This window comes from Planctomyces sp. SH-PL62 (assembly GCF_001610895.1).
Classification (GTDB): Bacteria; Planctomycetota; Planctomycetia; order Isosphaerales; family Isosphaeraceae; genus Paludisphaera.
On record NZ_CP011273.1, the window covers coordinates 2,142,770 to 2,155,751 of the forward strand.

The window sequence follows — 12,982 nt, forward strand, 5'->3', positions numbered from 1 at the left end:
CAGGCCCTCCCTGGCCGCGCCGCGTCGAGGCGTCACCCTTGTTTCGTTCCTGCGGGTTCGTCGGGATGAGTCGGTCTCGCCGACCGACCGCGACGAGGTCCGGTCGTGCCGCCTGCGTCAATTCTTCCCCTTGGGAGTCGCGGACGGGGGATCGATCCTGGCGACGGCCTGGCCGTCGGCGAGCGAGGCGGAGTTCGATTCGACGACCTCGTCCCCCTCCCCGATCCCGGAAACGACCTCGGTCCGTTTGCCGTCGCTCAGGCCGAGCTTCACTTCTTTTCGCCTCGCACGGCCTTCCTCAAGGGTGACGCAGAAGGATTTCCCCCCCTCGGAGGCGACGGCGGAAGCGGGTACGCTGAGCACGTCTTCGTGCTCCTCGGCGATGATGGTCGCGTAGGCGTAGAGGCCGGGGCGGATCAACCCGCCCGCGTTGGTCAGGTCGACTTCGGTGCGAAGCGTCCGCGTCGCCGGGTCGAGGGCCCAGGCGATCCGGGTCACTCGGCCCTCGAACGTCCTCCCCTCCAGCGCCTGCAGGCGGACGCGCGCCCGGTCACCCACGTCGACGAAGGGGGCCTCGGTCTCGGGGACGCCGACGACGACGGTGACGACCCCGGAACGGGCGACGACGAAGAGCGGTTCGCCCGCGGCCCCGGGCGTCGTGAGGTGGCCGACGTCGACGCCCCTCCTGGTCACGACGCCGTCGTAGGGCGAGAGGATCCTCGCATAACCTTCCATCGCCTCGGCCCGTTCCGCCTCGAAGCGGGCGACCTCGATATGCGAGACGGCCGCGTCCAGGTCGGAACGCGACTTGCCGAGGAACGCCTCCGCCTCGGCGAGCGCCGCCTCCGCCGAACGCACCTTGGCCTTGACCTCGTCGCGGCCGGCCTTGGCCGCCTGGAGTTTGCTCCGCGTCTCATCGACGAGGCTGCCGGTGAGCGCCCGCTCGTTGGCGAGTTGCTCGACGCGGGCGAATTCCGCTCGCCAGCGTTCGGCCTCCGCCTCGGCCCTCCTGACGCCGGATTGGATCTCCTGGACCTTCGCCCCGGCGCTCTCGACGCCCGCCCGGGCGACCTCGACGGCGGCCTCGCATTGTTTCCGTTCGGACTCGGCCTCCCGCACGGCGGCGCGCTTCTGCTTGAGGTCGGCCTCGGTCTCGGGCACGTGGAGGCGGGCGAGCTCCTGCCCCGTCTTGACCGCATCGCCGATGTCGACGGCGACGGCCTCGACGTAGCCGCCGAGCTTCGCGTAGATGGGCGTCGTCTCGACCGCCTCGATCTGCCCCGGCTGTTCACTGGTCCGAGAGACGGTCGCCCGGGTCGGCTTCACGACGGAGACCCGGACGACGGCGGGGGACTCCTTCAGCTCCGCTCGGGCCGTCCGCTCGCCGGTCGTGCGGTCGCACCCGGCGGCGAACACCGTCGCCGCAAGCCCGAGGGCGGGCAGGCACGCCGCGTGCGATCGTCTGGCTCGCATGGTCGATGGTTCCTCTCGAGGGACGTGCGTCATCGGTGGGGCTCCCCGGGAAGTCCCCGGCGGCCCTCGCCATGCGAGGCCGTCGCGGCTTCGAAAGGCGGCCCGTTCGGGGAGTCGCCCGGCATGTCCGCCGCCGGGTGATCGAAGTAGCGGCTCTCCGGGTCGTCCGGGTCGACGGAAGCCGACCGCCTGCTCGACCGGGCCTGGACGAGGGCGAAGAGGGACGGGAGCACGAACAGGGTCGCCAGGGTCCCGGCGACGAGCCCGCCGATGACGGCCCGGCCGAGCGGAGCGGTCTGCTCGCCCCCCTCGCCGAGGCCGAGGGCCAGGGGGACCATCCCCGCCGTCATTGCACAGCTCGTCATGAGGATGGGCCTGAGCCGCCCCCTGGCGCCGTCCAGCGCGGCCTCCGCCGCCCCGGCGTCGGACTCGCGACGCCGCCGCTCGGCGAAGGTCACGAGCAGGATGGCGTTCGCGACGGCGACCCCGACGGCCATGATCGCCCCCATGAACGACTGGAGGTTGATGGTCGTCCCCGTAACCCAGAGGGCGACGACCACGCCGCACACGACCGCGGGGGCGGTGGAGGCGGCGACGAGGGCCAGCCTCAGGGATTGGAAGTTCGCCGTGAGCAGGAGCAGGATGACGAGGATCGACATGGCGAGGCCGACGGAGAGCCCGGCGAGGATCTCGCGCATGGGGACGATCTGCCCGCGGACGTCGACGACGACCCCCTTCGGCGGGTCCCCCGCCCGCTTGATGGCTTCGGCGACCCGGGTCGCGGCCCGCCCCAGGTCCTCGCCGGCGATGTTCGCCGTCAGGCTGATGGAGCGCTTCATGTTGTAGCGGTCGAACTCGCCCGGCATCGACCCGCGTCGCACCTCGGCGACGTCTCGCATCAGCACCGACGGCCCGCCGGCGCGCTGGACGGGGATCGTCTCGACCTGCCTCATCGAATCCATGACGACCGGGGGGATCTCGACCTGGACCTGATAGCCGATGCCGGTCTTGGGGTCGGGCCAGTAATTGGGCACGACGAAACGGCTCGACGACGTGGCGGTCACGAGCGAGCGGGAGATCTCCTCGACGGTGACGCCGCTCAGGCCGGCCCGCTCGCGGTCGATGTCGACGCTCACGGTCGGGTAGTCGAGCGCCTGGGCGTATTGCAGGTCCCGCAGCGAGGAGACCTTCGCGAGCTCGTCCTTGACCTTCGCCGCGTGGGCCCGGACGTCCGCGTACGCCGGGCCGCTGACGGCGACCTCGACGGGGGTCGGCGAACCGAAGCTCATGACGTCGCTGACGATGTCGGCCGGCTCGAAGGAGAAACGCACATCCGGCATCTCGCGGCCGAGCTTGTCGCGGAGCCGCCGCTTGAGGGCCTCGACGTCCACGCCGGCGTCGTGGCGGAGCGCGACGCGGAGGACCACCTCCTCCGGCCCCGCGGTCCATTGATAGATCGCGTTGATGGGATAGCTCGACGGGATCAGGCCGACGTAGCCGACGGAGATCTCGACCGCCCCCTCGCCCGCGTCCTCGTCCACGGCCGCGAGCGCCGCCCTGGCGATCTGTTCGGTCTTCTCGATCCGCGTGCCGGCCGCCGCCTTGATGCGGATCTGGAATCGCCCGGCGTCGACTCGCGGGAAGATCTCCATGCCGAGACGTCGGCCCACCCCGTAGGTGATGAGCAAGGCCGAGGCGAGATAAGCGGGGACGACCAGCCAGCGGAGTCGGACGACCCATCCCAGGAATCGCCCATAAGCGTCCCGCGTCGCGTCGAACGTCGTCCGCCTTCCGGGGCGGCCTTCGGGCCGGCGTCGATTCTTGAGCAGCCAGACCGAGAGGACGGGGACGAAGGTGCTCGACAGGAGGTAGGAGGAGACCATGGCGAAGCCGACGGCGAGCGAGAGGGGCGCGAAGAGGGCCTGGGCCGCCCCCTGCATGAAGAACGACGGGATGAAGACGGCGAGGATGCAGAGCATCGCGAGCAGCCGCGGCACGGCGGTGTCCAAATTGCCCTGGCGGACGGCGCGCGGGACGTCGTCCGCGTGCTCGTGTTCCAGTTTCGCGTGGATGTTCTCCATCTCGACCGTCGCCTCGTCGACCAGGATGCCGATGGCGAGGGCGAGGCCGCCCAGCGTCATCAGGTTGATGGTCTGGCCGGTGAGCCAGAGCGCGACGACCGCCCCGCAGAGGGCGACTGGGATGTTGAGCACGACGACGACGACGCTCCGCCAGTCGCGGAGGAAGACGAGCACCATGAGCCCCGTGAGCAACGCCCCGAGCGCCCCTTCGGTGGCGAGGCTCTTCATCGCGTTCGTCACGGTCGGCGACTGGTCGAACTCGAACCCGACCTTGATGTCGTCGGGGAGGACCGCCTGCATCGACGGCAGGGCCTCCTTCACGCTCCTCACCACCGAGAGCGTCGAGGCGTCGGCGCGCTTCGTCACGAGGATGTAGACCGCCCGGCGTCCGTTCACGAGGGCGTAGCCGGTCGTCGTGTCGGAGGAATCCTTGACGGTCGCCACGTCGCGGAGGTAGACGGTGGGGGTCGCGCCCGGGCGGATGGGGATCGCCTTGAGGTCGTCCGCCTGCTTGACGAGCGAGTTCACCGGCACGATGGGCATCTCGTCGCCGATGCGGACGTTGCCCGACGGGCTGATGACGTTGCCCGAGACAAGGGCCTTCGTCACCTCGTCCGGGGACATCTTGTAGGAACGCAGCCGGTCCGGGTCGAGGCTGACGACGACGGTCCGCTGGCTCCCGCCGAACGGCGGCGGGGCCGAGACCCCGGGGAGGCTGGCGAACATCGGGCGGACCTTGAAGAGGGCCTGGTCCTGGATCTCGCCGATGCTCTTCGTCTCGCTGGAGAGGACGAGGTAGCCGACGGGCACGCTCCCGGCGTCGAACCGGGTGATGAACGGCGAGACGGTCCCCGGCGGCATGAAGGCCCGCGAGCGGGTGACGTAGCCGATGGTCTCGGCCATCGCCTGGGCCATGTTCGTGCCCGGGTGGAAGAAAAGCTTCATCAGGGCCATGCCCTGGATGTTCTTCGATTCGACGTGGTGGATGCCGCCGATATACAGGAAGTGATATTCGTAATAGTTGGTGAGCAGCCCTTCCATCTGGGCGGGGTCCATGCCGCCGTAGGGCTGGCAGACGTAGACGACCGGCAGGTTGAGGTTCGGGAAGACGTCGACGGGCATCCGGAGGAGTGCGAGCGCGCTGCCGAGGGCGACGGCGACGACGGCCACGATGACGGTGAGCGGCCGCCTCATGGCGAAGACGATGGGGTTCATGAACGGGTCTCCTCCGGTCAGGCCGTCGCGGCGGGCGGGGTCTGGGCCGCCGACCGGCCCTGGAGTCGAAACGGATCGAGGAGGATCGGCGGGCCGCCTCTCAGGCGGGATCGTCCGACCGGTCGGGCTCCAGGCCGGGCCTCGGCGGCCCGTCCTCGAGGACTTCCTCGACCAGTTCCCGGAGCTTGGCCTTGGTCGCCTCCAGGGCCGCAGCCCCTGCCGTGGTCGCCCGGTAGTATTTCCGCGACTTCCCCGCGACGACCTCCGCGTGCGACGTCAGGTAGCCGACCTCTTCGAGCTTCTGGAGCATGGGGTAGAGGGTGCCTGGGCCGACGTCGTATCCGTGCCGGGCGAGCTCCTCCATCATCTCCACGCCGAAGATGGGCTCCTTCACGGCGTGGTAGAGGACGTGCATCCGCACGAACCCTCCCAGGAACATCTTCGTCAGCAGATCGCCCACGTTTCGCCTTTCCGATATCGACTTTCGATATTAGAGAGTTTAACGGGCGTAGCGGCAAGTGGCCCGGGGCGCCTGCTATCGCAACTCCGTTGGGGACGGTGGATGCCACGCGGGTGGCATTCGCCTCGTGCCGCAATCCGAGAAGCCGCAGGCGCGAGGTTTCGCGTCACACCGCGAACAAGATAAGGCCGGGCCAAGGCGAGTCATGGCGCCGGAAGTCCGCGACTACGCGAATTCGCTCCCACCTCGGAGCGTGTCGTTCGCCATTGGGTTCTTCACCCGGATGCTCTTCTCGTGCCTGGTCGACGCCGACTTCCTGGCGACCGAATGGTTCATGGACCCCATCGCGCGTCGCGGCGCCCCGACGCCGGAGCGTCGCTTCGCCGGGCCCGGAAGGTTCCCGAGGCAGCCTCCTTGAGGATCTCGCCGCCATCCTCACATGGCGGCCGGACTCGTTTTGAGGGGGGAGGTCATCCATGGTCGACGAGGATTTTCGGCGCGGACGGGAACTCGATACGGGCCCCTCGCCCGCTCAAGCGAGTACGCCGGTCACCGGCTCGCCGAGGCAGAGACGGTGCGGGCGGTCGAGCTTGTCGCGGATTTCGAGCGAAGGGTCGATGCCGAGCAGGTGATAGATCGTGGCCGCGACGTCGGCCGGCGTCACCGGGTCGCGTGCGGGGTAGGCCGCCCAGCGGTCAGACGCACCCCAGACGGTGCCGCCGCGGATGCCCGCGCCGGCGAGCACGGTGCTGAAGCAGTGCGGCCAGTGGTCCCGACCATCGCGACCGGCCCCCGCACCACCGACGACCGACTGCCCCACACGCGGGGTCCGGCCGAATTCGCCCGTCCAGACGACCAGGGTTTCGTCGAGCAGCCCACGCGATCCGAGGTCGTCGAGCAGGGCGGAGAAGGCCTGGTCGGCGGGAGGCATCAGCCGGGTCTTGAGGTCGATGAAGTTGCGGTTGTGGGTGTCCCAGTAGACGCTCACGTTCGTGGTTCCGTCGTTCTGCCAGAAGACCGTCGTGATCGGCACGCCGGCTTCCACCAGGCGTCGCGCCTGCAAGACGGCCTGGCCGTGGGCGTGCCGGCCGTACCGATCGCGGAGCTTCGGGTCTTCCTGATCCAGGTCGAACGCGGCCAGGGCACGAGGATCGGTCAGCAGGTCGTGGGCGCGGACGTAATGCGCCTGCATGGCCTGAACCTGGGCGTTCAGCTCAAGTCTGCGGGCCTGATCCTCGACCGTCTGGAGAAGCTTGCGGCGGTCGGCGAACCGACCGGGCGCGATGCTCGCGGGCAGCCGGAAGTCGGCGGCGGCCGCCTGCCGGTTCAGATCGGCGTCGATCGTGAAAGGGTCGAGAGCCGGCCCGAGCCAGCCCGCGCCCTGGCCGTGGCTGGATTCGACGAACCGAGGGGCTCCGTCCAGGCTCACCGGCATCATCTGGATGGAGGTGGGAAGCGACGTGCGATCCTGGTGCCTGCCGAGGTGGGCGAGCATCGACCCGTAGTGCGGCCAATCTTCACCGAACGGGCCGCCGCCCACGCGAGGGATCGGCCGGCCGGTGAGCAGCTCGTGGGTGGCGGTGGTGTGGTTCACGTCGCCATGGTGCATCGACCGGATCACCGCGAGCCTGTGGGCGCGCTGGGACAGCATGGGGAAATGCTCGGAGATCTCCAGGCCGGGCACCGTGGTGGCGATCGGCTTGAACTCGCCCCTCACGCCCTCGGGCGCCTCGGGCTTGAGGTCCCAGGTCTCTTGCTGGGCTGGTCCGCCCCACATGAACAGCAGGATGCACGACTTCGCCCGGCCGAAAGTCGAAGCGGACGCGCCCCCGATCACGTCGCCCTGCGCCGCGGTCATCTCGCGCGCCTGGAGCAGGGTGGGCAGGCCCAGATTCAGGAGCCCGAGCCCACCCGCGCGAAGAAACTCGCGACGCGAGCCGGACCGGAATGACGAACATCCTTCCACAAATCGAGCCATGATACTCGCCTCGCGTTCGGGGGAGTCTTCGGCGGTCATGCGTCGCTACGGAGTTCGTGGGCCACCGAGTTGACGATTCAACCGAAGTTTAACCGATCCGGCGTTCGTCGGGGATCGACTGCCCTGCCAACCACCGCCATCGGGCGCGCCCTGCCCGATCGGTCCAGGCCCGGGTCGATCTTCGCCGACCTGGACGTGGGGAATCCCGACGGAGGTGGGTCGTGGAGCGGGTCGCCGACCGGAGCGTCCAGTCGGACGGGATCGCCGGTACGGAAGCCGGCGCCCGGAACCGCCCCACCGTTAGAAGCGGACGATTGCGAAGCCTCGAGCGACGTCCCGGGCTAGGTTCTGTCTGACGGCTCGCAAGGCGTTACGATAGCGGCTTCCCCGAGGAGGCCGCGATGACGCGACGCTACGAGCTGAAGGACGAGGAGTTCGCCCTGATCGCCGACCTGCTCCCTCCGGTCGGGAGGCCGGGCGGGCGGTGGAACGACCACCGCACGACGCTCGACGGCGTCCTCTGGATCCTCCATACGGGCGCCCAGTGGCGGGAGCTGCCGGAGCGATACGGAAAGTGGAAGAGCGTCTACGACCGATTCAACCGCTGGGCCCGCGACGGCACGATCGACCGCATCCTGGAGCGGCTGCATCTCGAGCTGGACGCCTCGGGGCGGATCGACTTCGACCTCTGGTGCATCGACGGGACGTCCATCCGGGCCGGCCGCGCGGCCGCCGGGGCCGGGGGGGAAAAGGGGGACGGCCGAGCCGGCCGACCACGCCCTCGGCCGCTCGCGCGGCGGCTTCGGGACGAAGCTGCACCTGGTCGTCGACTCCGGCGGCGTCCCGCTGTCGGCCGTCGTCACCGCGGGCCAGGCCCACGAGTCGAGGTCCCTGGAGCCGGCGCTCGAGGCGGTGCGGATCAAGCGGCCCGGCCGGGGCCGGCCGCGACGCCGGCCCCGCCGCCTGGCCGGCGACAAGGGGTATAGCTACAGACGCATCCGCCGCTACCTGCGACGGCGAGGGATCAAGGCGGTGATCCCGACCCGCAAGGACCAGCGGCGAAGCCCGACGTTCGACGCCGAGGCCTACCGCCGCCGCAACATCGTCGAGAGGTGCATCCTCTGGATGAAGGAGAACCGGCGGCTGGCGACGCGGTTCGAGAAGCTGGCGGTCAACTTCCTGGCCATGGTCAAGCTGGCCATGATCCGCCGTTGCTTTCGGCTCATCGAGCCGTCAGACAGAACCTAGTCAGTCGCGAAGAGCGCGGGAGCCCGCCGGAGGACTTTCAATTTTTGCTCTACGTGTCCGTTTGAGGTTCGATCGAGAATCGGCGATACGAGAGGAATCATCCCGGGGAGGCCGAGCGGTGTCGCGAGAGTTGCTGACGGTCAAAGACCTGGCGGTTCGATGGAACGTATCAGAGCGTCAGGCCCGAGAGACGGTCCTGAGCGGCGGGATTCCGATGATCGAACTCAGGGCTACGGCCCGGAACGTGAGCTGGGCGACGACTCGGTTCGACACGGCCGACGTCGAGTCGTGGGAGGCCGGGCGGAAGCGGGTCCAGACGGCCCCCGAGTCCGCCCCAGCCCCGAAGGTCAAGCCCCTCGGGGGCCGGCCCCTCGTCCCGAACCGCCTGGACCGCTGGTAAACCTACGCCCGTCCGACCCGAGGGCTTCCGCGGCGGCGACGACGTGGTCGTCGCGGAGATGGCCGTAGACCCTGGCGATCATCGCCGGCGACGTCCCGAGCAACTCGCCGACGGTCGGCAAGTCGACGCCCGCCATCACGAGCTGGGACGCCGCAAGATGCCGCCACAGATAACCGCGAGCCCGCCCCTCGCCGTCTCCGCCGAGTTGCCCCAGATCGAAGCCACCCGTGGCCGCGGCCCGACGAAGCCGGGCCGTCGCCTGGGCCAGCAGCGAGGGATCCCAACGCTTCCCCGTCGCCGAGCGGAAGATCAGGTCGTCGGGGTCGGGTCGAAGCCGGTCGTGGAGGCGACGCCGGGGCCGGAGGACTCCCGGCAGCAGGACGATGCGGCGGGGCTTGCCGCTCTTGCGGGAGTTCTTCCACGACGGGGATCGCGCCGAATTTGCCGCCCGCGTCGACGAATCCCGAAGCCTGGGTCAGGACGGTCATCGCAAGGCGGACCGTCGCACGGTCCATGTCCCCTCGGACGACCCGCGTCCCGCAGGCGTCGAGGTAGAGATTGAAGAGGTCGGCGACCCGAACGTAGGGCCGGGGCGCCGCGACCTCGGCGGTGCGGGCCGAGTACCACGCCTAGGCGGCCGCCCTGTCGCGCTCGCCGACCTCCGCCGGGGCGGTGCGACGCCTGCCGGCGATCGTCGCCGCCCACCTCGAACGCTCGCGCCACCACCACGGTCCGCCAGGTCTCGCCTCCTACTCTCGCGGGGGGTTTAGTACCGCTGAATAGTGTCGATCCTCTCCTTCTCCTGGAGAAACAGCAATTCTCAGTAGCTGGCGCTCATGCTGAAGTTGAAGTAGCGGAGGGCGTCGCCCTCGGCGGACATGACGGGGATGGCGATGTCGAAGCCGAGGGGGACGGGGCCGAGGGCCGGGACCATGAGGCGGAGGCCGGTGCCGACGGAGACCCGCAGCTTGTTGAAGCTGTAGTCGTTCTCGACGGTGCCGAAGTCGGTGAAGACGACCTGGTGGACGGTGTCGGCGGCGGTCCAGGGGAACTGGTATTCCAGCGAGCCCAGGGCCATCATCACGCCGCCGGTCGGGACGCCCATCGCCTTGGGGCTGACGGTGCGGTACTGGAAGCCGCGAAGGCTGCCGAAGTTACCGGCGAAGAACCGCTCATAGACCGGCAGAGACTGGGTCGCGATGCCGAAGTGGCCTCGGAGGGTGACGAACCGCTTGCCGGTGCCGTCGGGGCGGCTGCCGGTGGTGTAGTGGACGCGGCCCTCGGCGTCGAACTTGGACCAGGTGTAGGTTCCCCAGCCCTGTTCGAAGGAGAGTTCGGCGTACTGGCCCTTGGTCGCCATGAACGGGCTGTTGCGGTTGTCGAACCGGAGGCTGGGGCGAAGCGAGGCCAGGAACGAATGGCCGCTGGCCGCGAGGTACTGGGCCGGGGCGGGGCTCCGATAGCCGTAGAAGTTCACGTCCTCGACGCGGGCCGCGACGTCGGCGTAGGTGCTGGTGCCGAACTGGCGTCCCAGCGAGAATCGGCCGCCGCCGCGCGACTCGGACCAGTCGGGATAGAGACGGTTGAAGTAGTAGCCGGCGGCGGCGCCGCCGATGGGGAGCCCGAGGAGGTAGGGATCGCGGAGGCTGGCCTGGAAGCGGTTGATCAGCGTGCCCGGCTGGAGGTCCAGGCGGAACTCCTGGCCGCCGCCCCGGAAGGCCATGCCGTTGAAGATGTCGTTGAACGAGCGCGGGACGTTGAAGAGGTCGAAGTTCTTCTCGTAGACCGTGACGTTGCCGAAGAGGCCCTGGAAGCTGCTGGCGGCCACGCCGACCATCAGGCGGCCGGTGGGGGCTTCCTCAAGCGTGGTCACGATGTCGGCGTAGGACCGATTCGGGAACGGGTCGTTGCGGTCGGGGCCGACGTCGGTCATGTTCAGGCCGGGGATGCTCGGGAACGATCCCGGCGGCTCGCCCGAGCCCACCGGCGGCTGGCTCCGCCCCGGCGCGGCGGGGGGGGCCGCCCCCAGGAACCCAGGCGCGGGCTCGGCGGCCGGGGCGGGGACGCGGATCGGCGGGACGGTGTCGGCGGGGGGGCTGAAGTAGCCCCCGGAGCCGGACCCGAACGGCTGGAGCATCGACGGCCCGGAGTCGGCCCCGCCGACCGCCGAATCGACGGGCGCGGGGACGACCGAGTAGTCCTCGCCCTGCATGCGGACCCGGGGCGCGGCGGCCGGGGCCGCGTTCGCGGAGGGGGAAGTCGTCGCGGAGAGGGGCGTCGTCGCGACCGCCACGGGCGCGGGGGCGCCGGCCCTGGCGATCTCCCTGGGAGCGGCGGCGCCGGCGGGCTCGTCGGCCGCTTGCATCCGGGTGCTGCCGATCTCGCTGATGAGGGGCATCATGAGGTCGCGGTAGGGCTTGTCGAAGGGCCGCTCGTTGACGATCTTGACCTCGATCTGCTTGCCCATCTCCGGGTTCTCGTTGAAGTACCCGAGGTTGCGGAGCCGCTGCTGGGCCAGGGCCAGGCGGTTCTGGTCGAGGACCTCGCCGGGGAGGAGCCCGGCCTGCCAGAACTCGCGGCGGATGACCTCGTCGCGGGTGCGGGAGTTGCCCCGGACGACGATCTCGCCGAGGGTGAACGGCATGCTCTCCTCGATCTTGTAGACGAGGTCCACCACGCCGGGCTCGTTGCTGAACCGGGGCTCGGCGACGATCTGGGTCTTGATGCAGCCCAGCTCATAATAGCGCTTGAGCATGGCTTCGCGGTCGGCGTCGCGGACGACGTCGAGGAAGGGCTTGCCGGAGTGGAGCTGGAGCCCGTCGCGGAGCTGCTCCTCCTTGATCCGCGAGTTCCCCTCGAAGACGAGGTCGCGGACGTGGTAGCGGACCCCTTCGGAGACCACGAACGTGAGGTGGACGTCCCCCAGGCCCTCGCCGGGCCGGGTGACGGGGGCGACCCGGACCTCGAAGAAGCCCTGGGACTGGTAGTATTCGATCAGCTTGCGGGCGTCCTCGTCGAGCATGTCGCGGTGGTACTTGCCGCCGAAGCCGGCGAGGATCGGCTTGCGGCTGGAGATCTTGTTCCAGAGCTGGGCGTCGGTGGCGAAGACGTTCCCCTTGAAGTCGATCGACGCCAGCTGATATTTGGGGCCTTCGAAGATCTGGATGACCACCTTGGTGGTGTCGGCTTCCCCTCCTTCGAGGAGCGAGACCTGGGCCAGCTCGTAGCCCTTCTCGACGTACAGCCGCTCGATCTGCTGGACGGCCAGTCGCGTGCGGGTGGGGTCGGCGCGGTTGCCGACCTTCAGGCCGGTGTTCTCCTCGATCTCCTTCAGGGGGATCTTCCGGCGCCCCCGGAACTCGACCGATCGGAGGATGGGCATCTCCTTGACGCGGAAGATCAGCACGATCTCGCCGCTGCCGGGGGGCTTCTCCTCGTAGAACGGCTGGACGTCGGTGAACCACTTGGTGCCGATCAGGGTCCGCAGGTCGGCGTCCACCTTCTGCTGGTCGAAGGGGGCGTTGGTCTTGCTCAGGAGCTTGCCGCGGATCTTCTCCGCGGTGATCCCCGAGTTCCCCTCGACGCGGATCTCGACGACCGTCCCCTTGGGGACCGCCTGCGCCGAGGCCGTGGAGGCCGCGGCCGCCAGGCCCAGCAGGGCGGCGACGAAGGCCAGGACGCGGGCCGCCCTGGGGCGTCGGCGCGGCGGCCTCTTATTGATGACGTCGGCTTCGATGAGATTTCGCTCCACCGGACCCGTCCCTGGCGCCGGAAGGCGTCTGGTTGCTTGAGGCGTCATGAGCGATCGTCCCCCCGACCCGGGCCGACCGTGGCGAGCCTCGGCATGGGCCGTGGCCGCGGAGAGGTCGGATCGTCGCCCAGGCTCGGTCGATCATCCCAGTCGAAGTCGAGGAGGCGACGATCGCCCCCTCATCCCATCCGGATCACGAATATGAGTCGCGACGCGTCCCCGCTCTCCGGGGTCGTGCGGGGCGAGGTCCGCGTCCGTCCTGGTCGCGACCGCCCCCATGATTGCGCCGCCTGCTGACGAAGACGTGACAGGCGGGGGCTTTTTACTCAAGTTCCCGGACCGACGCAAGGCCGGAAGCGGCGAATGCCGCCCCCCG

General features: G+C 69.6%; 8 protein-coding genes. 3 read left to right on the forward strand and 5 right to left on the reverse strand.

Translation table 11 applies throughout. The features are described from left to right. Positions 1-117: 117 nt before the first annotated feature. The 3 genes from VT85_RS08205 to VT85_RS08215 all read right to left on the reverse strand — a co-directional run bounded on the left by VT85_RS08205 (position 118) and on the right by VT85_RS08215 (position 5,229). On the reverse strand, positions 118-1,473 hold the full coding sequence (locus tag VT85_RS08205) for an efflux RND transporter periplasmic adaptor subunit (protein WP_068413165.1): 1,356 nt from the start codon (positions 1,471-1,473) through the stop codon (positions 118-120). A gap of 29 nt (positions 1,474-1,502) precedes the next feature. Next, complete coding sequence (locus tag VT85_RS08210; RefSeq protein ID WP_082858442.1) at positions 1,503-4,769, reverse strand: efflux RND transporter permease subunit; 3,267 nt, start codon at positions 4,767-4,769, stop codon at positions 1,503-1,505. 100 nt (positions 4,770-4,869) lie between these two features. After that, complete coding sequence (locus tag VT85_RS08215) at positions 4,870-5,229, reverse strand: PadR family transcriptional regulator (protein WP_197491166.1); 360 nt, start codon at positions 5,227-5,229, stop codon at positions 4,870-4,872. 205 nt (positions 5,230-5,434) lie between these two features. On the opposite strand from VT85_RS08215, the gene VT85_RS08220 reads away from it, so the two are divergent. After that, entirely contained in the window at positions 5,435-5,647 is a 213-nt protein-coding gene (locus tag VT85_RS08220; protein ID WP_068413167.1) for a hypothetical protein, read from the forward strand. A 114-nt stretch (positions 5,648-5,761) separates the two neighbouring features. On the opposite strand, the gene VT85_RS08225 is transcribed toward VT85_RS08220, so the two are convergent. Further along, positions 5,762-7,207, reverse strand: a complete 1,446-nt coding sequence (locus VT85_RS08225; RefSeq protein WP_068421651.1) for a DUF1501 domain-containing protein — start codon at positions 7,205-7,207, stop codon at positions 5,762-5,764. Positions 7,208-7,608: 401 nt separating this feature from the next. Here VT85_RS08225 and VT85_RS26600 point away from each other — a divergent pair. Both VT85_RS26600 and VT85_RS08240 read left to right on the forward strand, forming a co-directional pair. After that, positions 7,609-8,455 (forward strand): IS5 family transposase gene (locus VT85_RS26600; protein ID WP_068419915.1). Its coding sequence is split into 2 segments (ribosomal slippage): positions 7,609-7,947 and positions 7,949-8,455, totalling 846 coding nucleotides; the frame shifts between segments, so codons are not numbered across the junction. 118 nt (positions 8,456-8,573) lie between these two features. After that, positions 8,574-8,855, forward strand: coding sequence for a hypothetical protein (locus VT85_RS08240; protein ID WP_156512748.1), 282 nt, complete (start codon positions 8,574-8,576; stop codon positions 8,853-8,855). Positions 8,856-9,675: 820 nt separating this feature from the next. Here VT85_RS08240 and VT85_RS08245 read toward each other — a convergent pair. Further along, complete coding sequence (locus tag VT85_RS08245; RefSeq protein ID WP_197491167.1) at positions 9,676-12,606, reverse strand: outer membrane protein assembly factor; 2,931 nt, start codon at positions 12,604-12,606, stop codon at positions 9,676-9,678. Positions 12,607-12,982: the final 376 nt, after the last annotated feature.